The 21,029-nt window shown below is 31.4% G+C and carries 14 protein-coding genes; 4 read left to right on the top strand and 10 right to left on the bottom strand.

What is annotated here, in order from left to right; all coding sequences use genetic code 11:
* Positions 1–227: 227 nt before the first annotated feature.
* Complete coding sequence (gene rpsI, locus Q0050_RS05085; RefSeq protein ID WP_298392947.1) at positions 228–614, bottom strand: 30S ribosomal protein S9; 387 nt, start codon at positions 612–614, stop codon at positions 228–230.
* Positions 614–1,069: a 50S ribosomal protein L13 gene (gene rplM / locus Q0050_RS05080; protein WP_298307779.1), complete on the bottom strand. Its 456-nt coding sequence runs from the start codon at positions 1,067–1,069 to the stop codon at positions 614–616. The genes rpsI and rplM overlap by 1 nt, the downstream gene beginning before the upstream one ends.
* Positions 1,070–1,347: 278 nt before the next feature.
* Here rplM and Q0050_RS05075 point away from each other — a divergent pair, with 278 nt between their 5' ends.
* Both Q0050_RS05075 and Q0050_RS05070 read left to right on the top strand, forming a co-directional pair.
* The gene (locus tag Q0050_RS05075; RefSeq protein WP_298392945.1) at positions 1,348–2,370 is read left to right on the top strand and encodes a LacI family DNA-binding transcriptional regulator; all 1,023 of its coding nucleotides are present in this window, start codon (positions 1,348–1,350) and stop codon (positions 2,368–2,370) included.
* A gap of 139 nt (positions 2,371–2,509) precedes the next feature.
* On the top strand, positions 2,510–5,143 hold the full coding sequence (locus Q0050_RS05070; RefSeq protein WP_298392943.1) for a DUF5916 domain-containing protein: 2,634 nt from the start codon (positions 2,510–2,512) through the stop codon (positions 5,141–5,143).
* Between the two features lie 16 nt (positions 5,144–5,159).
* Here Q0050_RS05070 and Q0050_RS05065 read toward each other — a convergent pair whose 3' ends face one another.
* The 4 genes from Q0050_RS05065 to polA all read right to left on the bottom strand — a co-directional run bounded on the left by Q0050_RS05065 (position 5,160) and on the right by polA (position 9,925).
* Positions 5,160–5,666 carry a hypothetical protein gene (locus Q0050_RS05065; RefSeq protein WP_298392941.1) on the bottom strand — a complete coding sequence of 169 codons (507 nt, stop codon included), beginning with the start codon at positions 5,664–5,666 and terminating at the stop codon, positions 5,160–5,162.
* Positions 5,667–5,690: 24 nt separating this feature from the next.
* Positions 5,691–6,422, bottom strand: coding sequence for a nicotinamide mononucleotide transporter family protein (locus Q0050_RS05060; RefSeq protein ID WP_298392939.1), 732 nt, complete (start codon positions 6,420–6,422; stop codon positions 5,691–5,693).
* 38 nt (positions 6,423–6,460) lie between these two features.
* Positions 6,461–7,009, bottom strand: a complete 549-nt coding sequence (locus tag Q0050_RS05055; protein ID WP_298392937.1) for a hypothetical protein — start codon at positions 7,007–7,009, stop codon at positions 6,461–6,463.
* A gap of 69 nt (positions 7,010–7,078) precedes the next feature.
* On the bottom strand, positions 7,079–9,925 hold the full coding sequence (gene polA, locus Q0050_RS05050; RefSeq protein ID WP_298392959.1) for a DNA polymerase I: 2,847 nt from the start codon (positions 9,923–9,925) through the stop codon (positions 7,079–7,081).
* 125 nt (positions 9,926–10,050) lie between these two features.
* Between polA and Q0050_RS05045 the strand changes: the two genes are divergently transcribed.
* Entirely contained in the window at positions 10,051–11,583 is a 1,533-nt protein-coding gene (locus Q0050_RS05045) for a DUF4394 domain-containing protein (RefSeq protein WP_298392935.1), read from the top strand.
* Between the two features lie 680 nt (positions 11,584–12,263).
* Here the strand turns inward: Q0050_RS05045 and Q0050_RS05040 are convergent.
* Positions 12,264–14,357, bottom strand: coding sequence for a tetratricopeptide repeat protein (locus Q0050_RS05040; protein WP_298392933.1), 2,094 nt, complete (start codon positions 14,355–14,357; stop codon positions 12,264–12,266).
* 3 nt (positions 14,358–14,360) lie between these two features.
* Positions 14,361–15,107 carry a LytTR family DNA-binding domain-containing protein gene (locus tag Q0050_RS05035; protein WP_298392931.1) on the bottom strand — a complete coding sequence of 249 codons (747 nt, stop codon included), beginning with the start codon at positions 15,105–15,107 and terminating at the stop codon, positions 14,361–14,363.
* A gap of 337 nt (positions 15,108–15,444) precedes the next feature.
* On the opposite strand from Q0050_RS05035, the gene Q0050_RS05030 reads away from it, so the two are divergent.
* Complete coding sequence (locus Q0050_RS05030; RefSeq protein WP_298392929.1) at positions 15,445–17,898, top strand: LamG-like jellyroll fold domain-containing protein; 2,454 nt, start codon at positions 15,445–15,447, stop codon at positions 17,896–17,898.
* A gap of 152 nt (positions 17,899–18,050) precedes the next feature.
* On the opposite strand, the gene Q0050_RS05025 is transcribed toward Q0050_RS05030, so the two are convergent.
* A complete protein-coding gene (locus tag Q0050_RS05025) occupies positions 18,051–20,174 on the bottom strand; it encodes a tetratricopeptide repeat protein (protein WP_298392927.1) in 2,124 nt (707 codons plus the stop codon).
* Positions 20,175–20,933, bottom strand: coding sequence for a LytTR family DNA-binding domain-containing protein (locus Q0050_RS05020; RefSeq protein ID WP_298392925.1), 759 nt, complete (start codon positions 20,931–20,933; stop codon positions 20,175–20,177). It abuts the gene before it with no gap.
* Positions 20,934–21,029 lie beyond the last annotated feature (96 nt).

Below are 21,029 nucleotides of genomic sequence, written 5' to 3'. Positions count from 1 at the left end.
TAATAATTCTTTAACGTCAATTTTGTTTGCCATTGTGTAATAGTTTACGTTCCGTGATTAGCAATTTTCAAGTAGTCACTTTCGATATGTCTTGAAAATTTAGATGCTAAACTAATTCCCTTTTTAATAAGGAATATCGACAACTTTGTTTTAAATTCAATTTTAATTGTAAAAATAACACTTCGACTGCGCTCAGTGAGACAGATACGAGGTGCGAAACCAGAATATTAACGTTTCGAGAATTGGAATCTCTTTCTCGCTTTTTTCTGACCGAATTTTTTACGTTCTACCATTCTTGGATCTCTTGTTAGTAATCCTTCTGGTTTAAGGATAGCTCTGTTTTCAGCTTCTACCTCACACATTGCTCTTGCAATAGCCATTCTCACAGCTTCTGCTTGACCTGTTGAACCACCACCATAAACATTTACTTTTACGTCAAAGTTGTTTACATTTTCTGTCAATGACATTGGTTGTAAAACTTTGTACTGTAAAGTAGCTGTTGGGAAGTAAGTTGCAAATTCTTTTTTGTTTACAGTGATTTTTCCTGTACCTTCAGTAACATAAACACGTGCAACAGCACATTTTCTTCTACCGATTTTGTGAATAACTCCCATTACTTTAAGTCGTTAAGGTTAACGGTTTTTGGTTGTTGAGCGCCATGTTTGTGCTCAGTACCAACATTTACATCTAAGTTGCGGAACAATTGCGCACCTAATTTGTTTTTAGGTAACATTCCTTTTACAGCTTTTTCTACTAATAATGCAGGGTTTTTTTGTTGCATAACTTTAGCAGTCAAACTTCTTTGTCCTCCAGGATAACCTGTGTGTCTGATGTACGTTTTGTCATCTAACTTGTTACCTGTAAGGTTAATTTTCTCTGCGTTGATAACAATTACGTTATCTCCACAGTCAACGTGTGGTGAGTAACTTGGCTTGTATTTACCTCTTAAAAGCATCGCGACTTTTGAAGCAAAACGACCTAAGTTATGACCTTCAGCGTCTACAACAATCCACTGTTTTTCAGCTGTGGCTTTGTTGGCAGAAACTGTTTTGTAGCTTAATGCGTCCATAATATTATTTTAATTAAACATTCCATTCCCAATTAAGGGAGTGCAAAAGTACAATTATTTATTATATATGCAAAAAGGATTTTGATTTTTAATTATTATTTTGAATTATAACGATTTATCGTTTCGAAATTGATGCCTAATTAGCCCTGATTGAAGTGGAAATCCTTGTCTTTTTAGACAAGATTGGAACGTAAAGCAGGCAAATGGATTACAAAAATGCACAAACCATTCGCTTCTATTTATAATTTTCATAAATTTACACCTTATATATAGGAAAGATGAAATCAAAAGCCACTTTAAAACAAATTGCCAAAGAACTTGGAGTTTCTGTTTCGACAGTTTCTAAGGCATTGAACGATAGTCCAGAAATAAGCGAACCAACAAAAATTCGGGTACAAGAATATGCGAAGTTGAAAAATTATAAACCAAATGTTATTGGGTTGAACCTTAAAAATCGTTCTACCAAAACTATTGGTGTAATTATTCCTAATATCTTGAATCAGTTTTTTGCAAAGGTTTTTACTGGAATTGAAAAAGTTGCCGATGAAAAAGGATATAAAGTGATTACCTGTATTTCAAACGAATCAATAGAAAAAGAGATTAGTGCTCTTGAAATGTTGAGCAATGGTACTATTGATGGTTTTATTTTGTCAATATCGGAAGAAGCTCAAAAATTGCAGCAATTTGGTCATTTTAAATCGATTATCAATGAAGGCACGCCAATTGTAATGTTTGACAGAATTGCAGACGAAGTAAATTGTGATAAAGTGATTGTTGATGATTTAGATTCGGCTGTGAATGCTACCGAACATTTAATTAAAACGGGTTGTAAGAAAATTGCGTTGTTCTCGTCAATTGATAATTTGAGTGTTGGAAAATTGCGCGCTAAAGGTTTTTATGAAGCATTAGAATCAAATGGACTGAAGGTAGATGATAAACTAATTGTTCTTGGAGAAGATGCCGATGATTTTGATGCTAAAGCTGATGGATTTTTTGATAAAAATAAAGTAGATGCCGTTTTTGCGCTAGACGAACACGCATCAGTAATGGCAATGAAAATGGGAATTAAAAAAGGATTGAATATTCCAAATGAACTTTCAGTTATTGGTTTTGCCGATGGTGTTTGGTCAAGAAGATTAACGCCAAGTTTATCAACGGTAAGTCAACACGGACCAGAAATTGGAGAAGTAGCTACCAAAATGCTAATTGAAAAGTTAGAAAGTAAAGATGAAAATTATAGTCACAAAACTACCATTGTAAAAACGGAATTGAGACAGAGAGATTCAACTAGAAAATTATAATAGTTTTTATCATATAAAGAAACCATCAGTGTACTATTGATGGTTTTTTTGTGCCTATTTGTTAAAGTTTGAAATTAGTGTAACAATTGTTAAAGTTGGAGGTCTATTTATATAATCATCAATCAAAAAACAAACAATCATGCACTTTCATAAACTATTACCAATCCTAGTTGGTACTTTATTCTTTTGTAGTTCTTATGCCCAAGATAAGGACACTGTTCCTAAGAAAGTTTATACTACAAAACCTTTAAACGGTAACGAAGCTCCAACCATTGACGGTTTAATCAATGAAAAAAGTTGGGATATAGTTGATTGGACAAGCGACTATATTGAAAATGAACCTGACGAAAATACACCACCATCAGAGCAAACAAAGTTTAAAGTCGTTTATGACAAGAACTATTTGTATTTTGCTTTTAAATGCTATGACAAAGATCCGAAAGGAATCGTGAAGCGGTTATCAAGACGTGATGGATTTGAAGGTGATTGGGTTGAAATTAATATTGATAGTTATAACGATAAACGAACAGGTTTCTCTTTTACAATATCAGCATCAGGAGTTAAAGGCGATGAATTTATTTCGGAAAACGGAAACAATTGGGATGGAAGTTGGAACCCAATTTGGTACGTAAAAACTAATGTTGATGACGAAGGTTGGACAGCCGAAGTAAAAATACCTTTTAGCCAGTTGAAATTTGGAAATAATAAAGAGCAAATTTGGGGATTACAATCAACCCGACGTTATTTTCGTGCCGAGGAACGTTCGGTTTGGCAACGTGTAAAGCGTGATGCGCCAGGTTGGGTGAGCGAATTTGGTGAATTAAGAGGTTTGGTAGATATTCAACCGCAAAAGCAATTGGAAATTCAACCTTTTGTGGTTTCACAATTAGAAACTTATGAAAAAGAACCAGGAAATCCATTTCGTGATGGTGCTGACTCCAAAATAAATGGAGGTTTAGATGCTAAAATCGGAATCACTAATGACTTGACTTTAGATTTGACAATTAATCCTGATTTTGGTCAAGTTGATGCAGATCCAGCTGCGATTGCTCTAGATGGTTTTCAAATATTTTTTCAAGAGCGAAGACCTTTTTTTGTTGAAAATAAAAACATTTTCAACTACCAATTTGCTGATGGACAAGATAATTTGTTTTACTCTAGACGAATTGGAAGAAGTCCTCAAGGTTATCCAAACACTTCAAATGGAGAATTTGTTGATGTTCCAAATAATAGTACCATTCTTGGTGCGGCAAAGTTTAGTGGAAAAACTAAAAACGGTTGGTCTATTGGAATTTTAGAAAGTTTAACCGATCGAGAATTTGCAAAAATCGATGACAATACCAATAAAAGAGAAGCGCTTGTTGAACCTCTTACCAATTATATTGTGACTCGTGCGCAGAAAGATTTTAATAATCGAAACAGTTTTGTAGGTGGAATTTTTACTGCAACCAACAGAAATCTTCAAGGTGATGAATTAAATTATTTAAGAAAATCAGCGTACACAGCGGGATTTGATTTTATGCACAATTGGAAAAACAGAAAATATTATTTCAGTGGAAACGTAGTAACAAGTCACGTGATGGGCAGCAAAGAAGCTATTGCAAATACGCAACAAGAATTAACGCATTTGTTTCAAAGAGTTGATGCGAATCACGTTGAAGTTGATCCCAACAGAACTTCGTTGACAGGAACTGGAGGAAAGTTTGAATTAGGAAAAAATAGCGTTGGAAATTGGCGTTATTACGGAATTTTTACGTGGCGTTCACCCGAATTAGAATTGAATGATGTTGGTTTTTTAAGACAAGCCGATGACTTGCGACAAATTGGTATTTTGAGTTATCAAACCTTAAAACCAATTGGTAATTTTAGAAGAATTAATGCCCGATTCGAACAATTTACATCGTATGATTTTGATGGGAATCACAATCGAACACAATATTCAGTGAGTTCTAATGCTAATTTTAAGAGTAATTGGGCTATTTATTATCAATTTACGCACAAGCCTAAAATATTCACGAATACTATTTTGCAAGGCGGGCCAAGATTTAGATATTCTGAAGAAGTTATAAATGTTTTAAATTTTGCCACAGATTCACGAAAAAAACTGCGTTTTGATTCTGGAGTTGTGGTGTCTCAAGGAAAAGACAATTCGTTTTCATATACCGAGTTTACTACTGGAATGACTTATCAACCTATAAATGCTTTTACCGTTTCTTTAAATCCAGGTTATACTATCAATAAAAGTAAAACGCAATATGTAACCGAAACTAATTTTGGCGCTACGCCACGATACATTATGGCCAATATTGATCAAAGAACCTTGAGTGCTGCTATTAGAATGGATTTTAATATTAATCCAAACTTGACCATCCAATATTATGGAGAACCTTATATTTCTCGCGGAAAGTATACTAATTTTAATCGAGTAACGAATCCGATTGCTAAGTATTTTGGTGACAGAATTTCGATTTTTGATACTAATCAAATAGCATTCGATGCTTCTAATGATCTTTATTCAGTTGATGAAGATAGGAATGGTTCAGTAGATTATAGTATTAGAAATCCTGATTTTGCATACGTTCAGTTTAGATCAAATTTAGTCGTTCGATGGGAATATATTCCAGGTTCTGAAATTTTCTTAGTTTGGTCACAAGGAACAACTGGTTTAGGAAATCCGAATGATGATTTATTCTCGAGTTTAGATTCGCAAATATTAGGAAGAAAACCTGAGAATATCTTCTTGATAAAAGCTACTTATCGATTTTTATTATAGTTTAATTTTTGGGATGCTATTCCAACTTTAAAGTAGTGTTTTTGGTCAGAAATTCTATTGCCTCTTTGGCTTGACTTAACTTCCTAACAGCAATTATTCTTCTTTTTGCTGAATCGGAATCGTTTACTAAAAATAAAGTATAAATTTTGATGGAATGATTTAAATCGGGTTCCCAATTATGAAATTCTTTTATATCAAAAGAGTAGTTGTAATTAGTTGATAAATTTCCAGGAACTAGAGTAATCTTACCACTTTCTGAAGTAATTAGAGATTTAAATAGTAGCTTGTCAAAAAGAAAAATCCCTTTATAAATTTGATGTTTTTCTACAAATAGTCCTTTTTTTGTCAGTAGAAATAGGATAAAAAATAGGAGTAAAAAGAAGAGTGTAATTTTTATAAAAACAAACTCATTAGCTTTTGTGGAATTAAGTAATCCCAATTCTATTAAAATACCAGAAATTGTCAAGATTAATAGATTTTGAAAAGCAGTAAAAACCAGGTTTCTATCAAGAATTATTTTCACAAGTAGATGTTGTAAAAGGATGATTTAATTTACTTCTTTTTTCTTGTCGTCATTCCAAGTGATGTAGCCAATAATTGCATTGAATAAATAGAAAACATATTTTGCAGTATTCGCAATATTCATTTGCAACAGGTTTTGAATAAGTTTGGTAATGTTGTAAAACTGCCACATAAACCAATTGTCAGGATACATTCTCGCGGTGTTGAAAGTAGCACCAAAGGTAATTCCGGCTGGAATTGCGATGGCAAAAAACAATCTCCAATCAATTGGTTTTTCAGAAAGATATTTGAAAGCAATATAATTAAGAACCAATGAGAATACAAACCCAAGAACTAAATTGCGATAAAATATAAAGTCGATTGAACGCAAAACGGTACTTTTTTTCCAAGCTTTAAAAACCAAATAATTTCCAATAAAAGTTACTGGATAAGTTAAAATCGCACCAACATTTCCAAGTAAATAATCAATAGAACCGCTCAAGAAGGTGTTGCAAGTTGCAAGAATGTTCCCAAAATTATTCTTTTTAGTAACCAATCGATTGCCAATCATTGATAATCCTGTATTAATGATTGAAACGTATCCTAAAAAGAAAACATAGTTTTTGCTTTGGAAAGTAAATTTATATTCGGTTTTGTGATAACCTAATGCAATCGAAGCAGTGATGACGATAAACAATCCAATAAAATCTAAATAGGTACTATTGGTGATTGATTTTATGATTTTTATGGTTTTTTCAGGAAGCGAAAGTATTGACATTCAAATAAATTTCGACAAAGATAGATAAATTTAAAAGATTACTTGTTTTCGAGACAACTTAAACACCACAGTCCACTTTGACCAAAACATTGAAAAGTAATATTTATGATATAACCTTTTTTTGAAAGTAAGGAAGCATAAAGGTTTTCTTTAGAGTTAAGGTCATCCAAATCCAAAAACCAATTTTTTTTAGTTTCAATATCGTTAACAATTTTATCAATATTTACATTTTTTTTAAATTCATTGAATTGATTTTCTGAGTAATAATATCTGTTTAAAATGGTAATTGCATCAATATTCTTAAACTCAAAATTTTGAGATTTATAATTTTCTAATTTTGTGTACGCTTCATTTTTAGAAATACTATATTCACAAGCCAATGCATTTCTTAATTCACTTTTTATTATGCAGATTTCTTTGATCAAATTAGTATTTAAATCTTTAAAATTAATTAAAACATAAATATGTTCTTCACCGTTCCAAGTATTTACGGAAGTAATAAAATTATCAAGTAGAATTTTTTCATCCACTTGACTATAAATCAAATTTGATAAACTAAAAAAGAGTAAGAAAATTATTTTCTTCATTTAAAACTATTTATTTCGATATTCCTAGTTCCTCAACTGCCAACTGCTACTGTCAACTGAATACTAAAATTAATGTGCCTCAAGCCAATTCTCACCAACACCAATTTCAACATCTAGCGGAACATCCATTTTGAAAGCGTTTTCCATTTCGTGTTTGATCATTGGTTTGATTTTTTCTAATTCTGAGTTGTGCACGTCAAAAACAAGTTCGTCATGCACCTGAAGTAACATTTTTGATTTCCATCCCGAGCCGTCGGGATTCTTTTCATTTAACTTTTTATGAATATTTATCATCGCAATTTTGATGATATCAGCTGCTGAACCTTGAATTGGAGCGTTTACAGCATTTCGTTCGGCACCACTTTTTACCATCATATTGGCCGAATTAATATCTTTTAAATAACGTCTTCTACCTGAAATGGTTTGAACATAACCGTTTTCTCTAGCAAAATCAACTTGATTTGACATGTAAGATTTCAGTTTTGGATAAGTTGCATAATAGGCATCAATCAACTCGGCACTTTCTTTACGCGAAAGCGATGTTTGATTGGAAAGTCCGAAGGCAGAAACACCATAAATAATTCCGAAGTTTACCGTTTTGGCATTGCTACGTTGTTCTTTTGTAACTTCTTCTAAAGGCACATTGAATACCTTTGCAGCCGTACTTCGGTGAATATCTTCATTATTTTGAAACGCCTTAATCATATTTTCTTCTCCAGAAAGCGCTGCTATAATTCGAAGTTCTATTTGCGAATAATCGGCAGATAATAAGGTGTAATTTTCATCACGAGCAATAAATGCTTTTCTAATCAGTCGTCCTCTTTCAGTGCGAATCGGAATATTCTGCAAGTTAGGATTATTCGAACTCAAACGACCAGTTGCGGCAACGGTTTGCATATAATCGGTGTGCACGCGACCGGTTTTTTTATCGACTTGATTTGGTAAGGCATCGATGTAAGTACTTTGCAATTTCACCATTTGACGCCATTCCAAAATATCTTTTACTATTTGATGGTCGTTGGCTAAATAACTTAAAACTTCCTCGCCAGTTGCGTATTGACCAGTTTTGGTTTTCTTTTGTTTTGCTCCTCCAATTTTCATTTTGTCAAATAAAACGTCACCCAATTGTTTCGGTGATGCCAAATTGAATTTCTCACCAGCAGTTTCGTATATTTTTTGTTCCAATTCAGAACTTTCTTTTGCCATTTCAACTGACATTTCTTTCAAGAACGGAACATCTAAATTAATTCCTTCCAATTCCATCGCTGCCAAAACTGGAATCAACGGAATTTCGATTTCATCAAATAACTTTTTGGTTTCGGCTTTGTCTAAAATCGGACTGAAATTTTGTTTCAATTGATAAGTTACATCAGCATCTTCGGCAGCGTATTCTTTGATTTCTTCCAAAGCAATATCGCGCATTGATTTTTGATTTTTACCTTTTTTACCAATCAAATCTTCAATTGATTTTGGTGAATATTTCAAATAAGTTTCACTTAAAACATCCATATTGTGACGCATATCAGGATTTATCAAATAATGCGCAATCATTGTATCAAATAATTTCCCTTTGATTTGAACTCCGTAATGAGACAGAATTTTCAAATCATATTTTATATTCTGACCAATTTTTTCGATGTTTTCATTTGCAAAAAACGGCTTGAATTTATCAACCAATATTTGTGCTTCATCTTGATTTTCTGGAAACGGAATGTAAAATGCTTCGCCTTTTTGCCAAGAAAATGACATTCCAACCAACTCAGCATTCAAAGCATCAATTCCGGTGGTTTCGGTGTCAAAACATACTGAAGTTTGATTGAGTAAATTTTGTAAAAACAACTTTATACCTAATTCACCCTGAATAATTGTGTAATTATGATTGGTAGTTTCTAAAGTAGCATAGAACGAATTTGGTTTTGCATCATCACTTTCTTCATCAGAAAATCCGAACAAATCAAATTGATCTTCGTTAGATTTTTTTGCTGGAGCTTTTTTGGGAGCGACTTCTTCATTACTGTTGTCAGCGCTATTGTCGTTGTAAAGTTTGTCAAATTGCGCTTTCATTTGACGGAATTCCAATTCGTTGAACAACTCGTCAGTTTTTTCAACATCAGGTTTTGAAAGTTCAAAATCTTCAGCATTAAATTCAACAGGACAATCGAGTAGGATAGTGGCTAGTTTTTTAGACAATAATCCCAATTCGGCATTGGCTTCAATTTTATCTTTAATTGCACCTTTTAGTTGATGCGTGTTTGCTAAAAGATTTTCCATTGAACCATATTCTTTCAAGAATTTCTTTGCCGTTTTTTCACCAACGCCAGGTAATCCCGGAATATTATCGGCTGCATCGCCCATCATTCCTAAGAAATCTATCACTTGTTCTGGTCGTTCGATTTCAAATTTTTCTAATACTTCTGGAATTCCCCAAATTTCAATGTCATTTCCCATTCGCGCAGGTTTATACATAAAAATATTTTCGGAAACCAATTGTGCAAAATCCTTATCTGGCGTAACCATATAAACTTGATAATTCTCTTTTTCGGCTTGTTTTGCCAAAGTTCCAATTAAATCATCAGCTTCAAATCCTGCCACTTCAATAATCGGAATGTGCATCGCTTTCAACAATTCTTGAATATATGGAACGGCAATTTTGATTGCTTCCGGAGTTTCGTCACGATGTGCTTTGTATTCTTGGTACATTTCATAACGATAGGTACTTCCACCTTTGTCAAAAGCTACGGCTAAATGATCGGGTTTTTCACGTTTGATTACGTCCATTAAGGCATTCATAAATCCCATAATGGCCGAAGTATCCATTCCTTTAGAATTAATTCTTGGGTTTTTTATAAAGGCAAAATAACCTCGAAAGATTAGTGCGTATGCGTCGAGAAGGTAAAGGCGTTTTTGTGACATAATAAAGGTGTTCTATAATTTTTCAAAGTTATAAAAATATATGTGTTTTTGGTTTATACAGAAAAAAATTGGCAGGAATTAAATCCATAATATCATATTTTTCGTATATAAATGAAAACAATTTAATTATGAGACAAATTTTATTACCTATTAAATCAGTTTTATTACTGAGTTTATTATCAATTTTTGTGGCTTGTTCAGATGATGATACTACGCCAATGCCACAGCCTGAGCCAACACCAATGCCTGAAGTAGCGCCACTTGTGGATTTTACAGCATTGAGTAATGATAACAAAATTTTTTATTTTAGTGCAAGAAATTTAAGTTCTCCAACTCGTAATTTGACTATTACTGGATTACAATCTGGAGAAAACATCATTAGTATTGATTACCGACCAGCAACCGGACAATTATACGGTTTAGGTTCATCAAGTCGTTTGTATATCATTAATGAAACTTCAGGTTTAGCAACGCCACTTGGCGCTACACCTTTTTCTCCATTAATTGCAGGAACTTCAAGCTCAATTGATTTTAATCCAACAGTTGATAGAATTCGTTTAGTTTCTAATAATGGTCAAAATTTAAGATTACACCCAGAGTTAGGTACTGTTGTGGCTACTGATGGAAACATTAATGGTGTGGCTAATGCAAGAATTGAAGCTATAGGTTATACTAATAGTTTTGCTGGAACTACTTCAACAATGCTATACGATATCGATTATGCAACTGATAAATTGTATATTCAAAATCCGCCAAACGATGGAGCATTACAGGAAGTAGGTGCTTTAGAGGTAGATTTTGAAGGTGCTGGAGGATTAGATATTTTACCAGATTCTAACTATGCAATGGCAGTAAATAATAAGACTAATGTATCTAAATTGTACACAATCAGTTTGATGAATGGAAAAGCTACTTGGATTGGAACTTTTTCTCAACAAATTGTAGAAGTTGCATTTAAGTCGAAACCAATTGCTTATGCAACATCAACATCAAATATGTTGTACAGAATTCATCCAATTTTAGGTTCTTCTAATTCAATTGCCTTAACAGGAATGAATGCTAACGAACAAATTGTAGGTTTAGATTTCAGACCAGCAAATGGTGCTTTGTATGCCGTGACTAATCAAAGCAGATTATTAACAATAAACACAGCTAATGGTCAAGTTACTGCTATCGGTTCTGGATTAACTCCGGCGCTTGCTGGTACAGATTTTGGATTTGATTTTAATCCAACGGTTGATAGAATACGTTTAGTTAGCAACACAGGACAAAATTTACGTTTACATCCAGATTTAGGAACTGTTGTAGCAACTGATGGTAACTTAAATCCAGGAACACCTTCTGTAACAGCTGCAGCATATACAAACAATTTTGCTCAATCAACAGCTACGCAACTTTTTGTTATTGATACTAATAATAGTAGTTTATATTTACAAAACCCACCAAATAATGGAACCCTAGTTTTAGTAGGAAGTTTAGGTGTAAATGCTTCTGCAATGAATGGATTTGATATTGGTGGCAATAGTAATCAAGCATTTTCAATTTTAACTGTAAATGGTGTGCAAGGTATCTATAAAATTAATCTAACAACTGGAGCTGCAACAAGTGTAGTGAGCTTTTCTCCAAGTGTTTCAGCAATGGCTGTTGGCTTAGGATTTTAAAAAAAACTAGTTTATTTTAAGGCTGCAAATAGTAATGTATTTGCAGCTTTTTTTTAGAATACAATAAAGAAAATTATTGAAATTTTTATTATTTTTAATTTTATAATTTATTGAGGGACAATCCTCTTGTTTATAAATTTTTTTTCTGAAGGTTTGCCTAGACGAGAGATTTATGATTCTTATTGTTGCAAATTTGGATGCTTTATCTTGATTCAAAAAAAGTTTTAATTTCTTTCAATGAGATATCCTAAACTTAACGATAATTTAGACGTTGCGGAAAATTTTATTTAAAAAGTTAGTTAAGGAATATTTTAGATTAGAAATAACTTACAATTCTTTGTTTTAAAAACGGAAAACCTCTTTTTGGGAATAATCGGCAGATAAAAAGTTGTAATTTTCATCATCAGCAATAAATGCTTTTCTGATTAATCTTCTTCTCCAGTAACGTATTGACTGGTTTTGGTTTTCTTTTGTTTTACTCCACCAATTTACATTTCGTGAAGTAAATTTTACCTTTCGTAAATTTTGTCAAAGCACATTGTTGCTAAAATCTTTCTTTTACAGAAAAAATAGAAATTATGTCAGTATTTATTAAAAATTTTAACTTTAAAATGATGTTGTTAGCAATTGCAACAATTGTAATATTGGGATTGAACGTTTATAATGTTGTTTGTTTGTAATTATCCTACAGGAATATTAACTACGACTTTTGTTCCAACAATTTCATCGTTTTCTAATTCATCGGAATAGGTAATTAATTGCTTTATAGAATGGTTTTCGTTTAGTAATTCTAATCGTTGTGCAATTGATTCTGTTGAAAATGATTGATGTTTGCTTTGATTTTTAGCTTTGATTTCAGCTGATTTTGTTCTTCCAATTCCGTTATCTGTTATCGTACAAATGATGTATTCTTCGTTTGTATCTAATTCAAAATGAATCGTTACTTTTTTAATTCCGATTTTGTGTAGCAATCCGTGTTTGATGCTGTTTTCTACGAATGGCTGAATAAGCATTGGCGGTATTTCGTGATAATCTGCGTCAATGTTATCGCTAGATGTAATTTTATATTCAAAATCGGTTTTGAAACGCATTTTTTCGAGTTCGAGATATTTTGAAAGAATATCAATTTCTGTAGAAAGCAAAATTTGTTTTTTGCCAGAAATATTTAATATTTGCCTTGTTAAATAAGTAAAATTCCCCATTTGTTCATTAGCAGTCACTTTGTCACCAAACATAAATTGGTCTTGAATGCTTGACAACGCATTAAAAATAAAATGCGGATTCATTTGACTTTTCAATGCTTTTAGTTCACTTTCAGTTGCTTTTTTCTCTGCTTCGATGGTTTTTTGAGCCTGAAAAAGTTGCGATTTCAATAGTTCGTTTTGTTTTTTGATTTTATAACGATTAAATAAAACATAAGAGGTTATTAAAATTGAAACTAAAGCAATTCCAAGAATTAAAACAATGGTTTTTTGGCGTTGTGATTCAAGAGTTGCAATTTTTTTTTCCTGGAACAATGCTTTTATTTGAGCTTCTTTTAAACTAGAATTGTATTTGTATTCTGCTTTTAAAATATTGTTTTTGTTTTCGTCATAATAGATACTATCACTAACTGTTGCAACAATATTTTTAAAATCAAGTGCTAGTTTATAGTTTTTTTGTTTTGTATAAATTTGTGAAAGTAAGTCGGCAGCCGATCTAATTTCGAAAGGATAATTGTTTTTTAAACTCAATTTATAACATTCTATTGCGTATTCTTGAGCCGATTTAATATTGTTTTCTTTGAGATTAAGTTGTGCTAATTTGAATAATGTTTTAGCGTAAAAGAAATTATTAGCATCATTTTTAAAAATTGTATTAGCTAGCAAATATTTTATTTTGGCTTCGTTAAATTTTTTTAATTCAAAATCAATATCTCCAAGTAAATTATAACTAACTCCTGAGATGGAAGTGTATTGGTTTTTTTTACAAATTGTTAAACATTGCTCTAAAAGTTGTTTTGCTTTAGAATATTTTTTTTGTAAAAAATAAATGTTCGCAATACTGTTAAGATTTAAACATTGTCGTTGTTCATTTTTAGTAGCAATTGATATTTGAAGTGCATCACTATAATATTCAAGACTTTTTTCATACTCTTTAAGGTTGTCAAATATTCTTCCAATAGAAAAATTGGTGCGTTCAATGCCTTCAGAATCATTAAGTTTTTTAAATATTTTTAATGCTTTTAAGTTGTATTCAATTGCTAGTTTGTTGTTACCAATATTATTGTTTACATATCCTAAATCGGTTAAAACAAAAGCGATACTTTCTTGATTTTTAGAACGGTAAGCATAATTTAGTGCTTTTTTAAAATAGGCTAAGCTACTGTCAATTTTACCCAAATAATCAAATGAAGTTCCAATATTTTGTAAACTTGAAGCGCAACCTTCAAAGTACTTTATTTTTTGAGCTACAGCGAATGATTTTTTATAAGAAATTATTGATTCAGTGTATTTGCTTTTTAAGGTTTGATAAGCACCTTCATTTAATAACACTATGCTATAATATTTAGCAAATTCTTTTTTTTCGTTTTCAGAAAGTGTTTTGATTTTGATAGTACTAAGTACAATTTTTTTTAAGTCTTGATTCTGTTTTGACCAAATGGTTTCATCTTGTTCATTTTCGATTTCTTGATTAATTTCACTGCATTTCTCTAAAGTTTTCTTGATTGAAAACGATTGTGAATGCAACATATTGCAGAAAAGCAGCAAAAATAAAAGAGCATTTTTTTTCATAAATTATACGCTAATATTTCCGATGTAACTATCAAATTCATTTTTCTTTTCTCTAGCTACAGGGATTACTTTGTTATTATCAAAAACGAGAGTAGCACCATCTTTTTTACTGTATTTTTTTATCTGTTGAATATTGACCAAGTAGGAGCGATGCACTCTAAAAAAACGAGAATCATTAATTAATAATTCGTGAAACTCTTTAATTTTTTTACTTACCAAATATTTTTCTTTATTAGTAATTACATACGTATAAGATCCATCTGCTTCAAAGTACAAGATTTCCTCAATTTTTATAAATATCAACCCATCAGAAAGTGGTAATGCAATTTTTTGTAATTGATTAACTGAAATATTTTCTCGAAGTATGTTGACATTTTGCAAAATTTGATTTTGACCACGAGTTTTTATGGCTTTTTCAATAGCATCTTGCAATTTGCTTATGGTTACTGGTTTTAATAAATAATCTACTGCCGATACTTCAAAAGCTTGAATGGCATATTCGGAATAAGCGGTACAAAAGATAGTTACAAAATTAGGCTTGTCGAAATATTCAAAAAGTGCAAAACCATTTTCATTTGGCATTTCAATATCTAAAAAAACCAATTCGATATTGTTTTTATTAATGATTTTAACGGCTTCTTTAATATTTTCAGCTTCCGCAATAACTTCTATTCCTTTGCAGTGCTCTTTTATTGTGTTAAATAATAATGAACGAGCGTGTGATTCATCGTCAACAATAATTGCTTTCATATGTTGATATTTACTGTTTTTTATTGGTCATATGTAATTCGCATTTCATGATTTGTCTTTGCAACCAAATATTGAGTTATGCTCATTTCATAGTTAGAAGTTTTTAGCTTATCAAAAATAACAATTATTTTTAAAAGTATTTCGGCTGTTATTTACCATTTATGAAGTCAAAACAACCATTCATAATAATAATCTCTAACATTGAATATATAAAAAGCAAAATCAACTTAAAACCTAATAATCTATTTATAAAGTCAAATCGACTGTTTATGAATTCATATAGTTTAATAAAAGGTTGCATTTATAATTTCGCTCAAAATTTTAAAAATATTTTATTATGAAAAAACTATTACACTTTTTATTATTATTTTTTGTGATTGGAATATCTAATGCACAAACAGCAGTTTATCAGTTTAATTTTGATGGTAACGTTAACAATTCAGGAACTGGAGCTGTTAGTTCTAACTTTACTGCAAATTCGGGAGCATTTTTTCAGTATGGAGCAGATAGAAATGGAAATGCTAACAGCGCTATTTTCACAACACCTTTTAATGATGGTGCAGTATGCCCAAATCTTCCGTCTGGCGCATCAGCGAGGACTATTTCTTCTTGGATTAAATTATCTCCACAAGGTACACCAGGACTATATGCTGTATCTCGAATTATAGGATATGGAATGAATACAGCAAATCAAGCTTTTGGGTTTGATTTTCCTTCAAACACTAATATGAATTTTTATGTATGGGGTTCTAATGACTTCTCCCTAAACATCGTTAATTCGTTAACAAATGGTTGGGTTCATATAGCTATGACATATGATGGTACTTCAATAAAGAGATATGTGAACGGTGTACTTGTAAATACCACAAATGCTGTTTTAAACACCAATACTGTATCCTCAGGAAATAGGTTGAGTTTAGGAAAATATGCTAACGAAACAGTCGCTAATCCTGTAAATTGTATGATTGATGACTTTAGAATTTATAATGTTGCATTAACACAAGCACAAATTTCTAATTTATATTCACCAGCTGTACTTCCTGTTATTTCTAATGTATCCTCTTCTTTAATTCACGAAGGCGCCAACATTTCTTATACTGTAAATGCTGGTGGAGCTTCTACAACTACAACTGTTTTATATGGTCAAACAGCAGCAGCTAATGAACTTGCTGCAACTGGAACTACTGCAATTGGAACTACAAATACTGCTTGTACGGCTACAACACAATACAATTTATCAGCAGCAGCTGCAGGAACTACAATGTATTATAGAATTCAAGCAACCAATAGTGCAGGTACTGTTTTTTCACCTACACTTACATACACGCAAGTTGCAAAACCAACTTATGAAGTAAATGCTCCCACAAACATTACCACTTCTGCTTCGCAAATTAATTATGTTTTAAAACCAAATGGAGGCAATTCGACTTCTGTAGTAAAATATGGTTTATCTGCGTCAAGTTTAAACAATACCGCAACTGGGTTTTCTGCTTTAGGATTTACAGATAACTTTAGCAATGTGCAATTAACAGGATTAACTCCTAATACATTATATTATTATGTAGTTGAAGGAACAAATGCTTATGGAGTTTCGCAATCTGCTGTTGCAACATTTACTACACAAGGTAATGCTCCAACATTTGGTTACATTGGTGCAGGTGCAACCAGCGATGCTGCTAATATTGTTTTTGATATCAATACAGGTGGGGCAAATACTACAACAACCGTAAATTATGGCACTTCTTCATCAAATTTAAATTTAAGTGTAGCAGGTCCAACTGTAAATACAACTGTAAATACTTCTCAAACAGTAAATTTAACAGGTCTACAGCCTAGTACAACTTATTATTTTAATATTGTTGCTGTTGGAAATGGATCAACAACTTCAAATACATTTAGTTTTACAACATCGGCAGCAGTTTCTTTTCCAACACCAATTTACAACTTTGAATTTAATAATAATTTTAATAGCCAAGATGGTTCAGTTACTTTAAACACACCAATCGGCGGATCTCATGCTTTTGTTTCTAACGGAACAGTTTCAAATGGCGCATTAGAATTAATAAATGCAAGAACACAAACTTCATTACCAAATTTACCAGTAGGTTCATCAGCAAGAAGTGTTCATATTAAAGTAAAATATGACAATGGAGCTTTTCCAGGTGAAAATTATTTATTTAATTGGGGAACAGGAACTACAAGTCAAGCATTCGCTGGACATCAAACTGCATCCACAGTTAAATTATTGGGTTGGGGTGGAACAAATTACGACTATGATTTAGTTCCAAATTCGGGTGCAACAACAGGTGTTTGGTATGAATATATGTTTGTTTATTTTGGAACTGAGATGAATGTTTATAGAGATGGTCAATTACTTGGTAGTAAAGTGATAACAGCTTTAAATACAACTGGTGATAGTTTTAGAATGGGAGTAAATCCTGGAGGAATTGTAGGTATTAATGCTGATATTGATTATGTTAGAATTTTCAACCAAGCATTAACACAAGGACAAGTAACTCAAATTTATAATAATCCAAATTTATTATCTTCGGATAATTTTAGTTCAAACAACCTAAAATTTAATTTATACCCAAATCCTGCTTATAATATTTTAAATATTGAAATTGATGGGTCAATCAAATCAGTAGAGATTTACTCTTTACAAGGGCAAAAAGTGCTGTCGGCAGATAACAAAGAAATAAACATTTCAAATTTAGCTTCTGGAATGTATATTGTTAAAGTTCAAGATTTAAACGGTTCATTTGCCACAAAAAAATTAATAATAGAATAGTATGAATCTATTTTCTAAACACCGACTAGAAATAACTTTATTTTTTGTCTATTTCATTATGGCAATTGTAGGAATTTGGATTTTTAATAGTTAAGTAAGTAGTTTTTAGTTTTTTCTTAAAAGTGCAATCTAGCAATAGTTTGCACTTTTTTTTATCCTAAAGGAATATTAACTACGACTTTTGTTCCAACAATTTCATCATTATCTAACTCATCAGAGTAGGTAATTAATTGCTTTATAGAATGGTTGTCGTTTAGTAATTCTAATCTTTGTGCGATGGATTCTGTTGAAAACGATTTATGTTTACTTTGATTTTTAGCTTTGATTTCAGCTGATTTTGTTCTTCCAATTCCGTTATCTATGATGGTGCAAATGATGTATTCTTCATTTTCATCTAAGTCAAAATCTATGCTAATTGTTTTCAATCCTTTTTTGTGCATCAATCCGTGTTTGATACTGTTTTCTATAAAAGGTTGCAGTAACATTGGTGGTAATTTATGATAATCTTCATCAATTGCTTCGGAAGTTGAAATGGTGTATTCAAAATCTTTGGCAAAGCGCATTTTTTCTAAATCGAGATACTTTGTTAAAATATCAATTTCAGTTGCAATGGTGATTTGTTTTTTGCCAGAAACTTCTAAAATTTGACGTGTTAAATACGTAAAATTGCTCAGTTGTTCGTTGCCTTTCAGTTTATCGCCGTACATAAATTGTTCTTGGATACTATTGAGTGCATTAAAAATAAAATGAGGATTCATTTGACTTTTCAGAGCTTTTAGTTCGCTATCTGTTGCTTTCTTTTCGGCTTCAAGTAGTTTTTCGGCTTCTGCAAGTTTGGTTTCGAGAAGTTCGTTTTTCTTCTTTTCTTTAAATCTGAAGAATAAAAAATAGGCTAGAATGGCTAATGCTAAAAAGGAAATAATGAAACTGTTGATAAGAATGGTTTTCTTGTTAGATTGAAGCTCGGCTATTTTCTTTTTCTGGTTTAATTCTTTGATTTTAGCTTCTTTTTTTTCGGTTTCATATTGGTAAGTGGCTTTTAAGGCAATGTCTTTACTTTCATCAAAATAAATTTTTTCACCTATATCAGAAGCTATTTTCTTGAAATTAAAAGCGTTTTTATAATCGTTATTTTTTGAATAAATATCGCTTAAAATTTCCGCTGCATCTTTTTGATCTGATTTATAATTGGTTTTTTTAGTTAAATTATAACCTAGTAAACCATATTCTTCTGCTTTATCAAGTTGGTTTAATTTGTAGTATGAAGTTGCAATTTTGATTGCGGTTTTTGAAATAAAAGTATCACTGTTCAGTTTTTTGTATATTTCATAAGCTTTACTATAGTTATTGTTTGCTTCTAAGAAATTTTGTTTTTCAAAATAGATATCTCCATAATTTTTAAAGGAAGCAGCAATAAGATCAACATTATTTAATTTTGAGGCAATTTTAAATGCTTGATTGTTGAATTGTAAAGCATTATCTAATTTGTGCTCTTTAATATTTGTTGCAGCTAAACTGTTTAATATTAAAATCAAACGTTCATTATTGTTGGTTTTTTTATCAATTTGCAAGCATTTTTCATAATAAGAAGTACTTGATTTGTAGTCATTTTGATTGTCAAAAATTCTTCCTAATGCAAAATAGGTGCGCTCCAAACCATCTAAATCACCCATTTTTTCAAATAATGGTAACGCTTCAAGATTATATTTTATGGCAAGAGCATTGTTTCCTAAGTTGTTATGTACAAATCCTAAATCGGTTAAAATATAAGCCAAATTGGATTGGTTTTTAGATCGTTTTGCATACACATAGGCTTTTTGCATATAAACCAATGTACTGTCTAATTTTCCTAAATAGTCAAACGCCGTTCCAATATTTTGAAGAGCTAAAGCGCTACCGTAATCGTAATTTATTTTGGTAGTAATTTGTAATGATTTTCTATAGAATTGAATTGCTTTTTCAAACTCTTCGTTATAAATATAAAATGCGCCTTCGTTGTTAAAAGCAATACTTAAGTACTTAGTATAAGTTTTCTTTAAAACAAGATTGCTTTCTGATTTGATTTTTTCTTGAGCTATTTTCTTTAATTCTTGATTGTATTTTATCCAAATATTATGGTCGTTTTCCTCTTCAATATTTTGGTCTAATAAATAACATCTTGTAGTGTCACTTTTTTTGTAATTATCAAGTTTCGATTTTAAGTCAGTAGTGTTTTGAGCAAAAATGAAGTTGCCCAAAACAAATAAACTTAGAAATAAGATTTTCTTTAAACGCATTTATAAAATGTTATTTAGTTGCATAAATTCTTCAAATTCTTCTTTCTTCTCTCTCGAAATAGGAAGCAAAATTTTATCATCATAAGTTACAGATAATCCGTCTTTTTTGCTGTATTTTTTTATCAAAGTAATGTTGACATAATAAGAACGATGTATTCGAAAAAAACGAGTGTCTGACGAAAGTAAATCCTCAAAATGTTTGATTTTTTTTACTGCCAAATCTTTTCCGTTTTTGTGATGGATTGTGGTGTACGATCCATCGGCTTCAAAATATAGAATATCGTTTAAGTCCATAAAAACAATTCCGTCACCAATATGAACGCCAATTTTTTTGATTTTATTTTCTGCCAGATTTTCTCGTAGCACATCCATATTAGTCGGCTGCAGATTTCTATTAAGTTTTTCATAGACTTTTTCTACCGCTTCTTTTAGTTTGGAAATTCCAATGGGTTTAAGGATATAATCCACTGCCGAAACTTCAAAAGCTTTGATAGCATATTGCGAATAAGCGGTGCAAAAGATAGTTTCAAATGTGGGTTTGTTGAAGTAATCGAACAGCGCAAAACCATTTTCGTTAGGCATTTCAACATCTAAAAATACCAAATCAATATGATTTTTATTAATGATTTTCACTGCCGATTTTACGTCTTCCGCATCAGCTATAATTTGTATTTCTGGACAATGATCTTCTATAAAATTTCGTAGTAATGATCTGGCATTGAGTTCATCATCTACAATAAGTGCTTTAATTGTGTTCATTGGTTGGTTTTGGTTTGACAATTTAAGAATTTATTTCAATCGAAAAACCGCCAACAAAAAATAATCTGTTGAGCGGTATTTTCTTAAAAAAAACTA

Source organism: Flavobacterium sp. (assembly GCF_027483985.1).
Taxonomy (GTDB): Bacteria; Bacteroidota; Bacteroidia; order Flavobacteriales; family Flavobacteriaceae; genus Flavobacterium.
The sequence above is the reverse complement of the archived record's forward strand: the minus strand, read 5'-3'. Positions and strand labels throughout refer to the sequence as shown.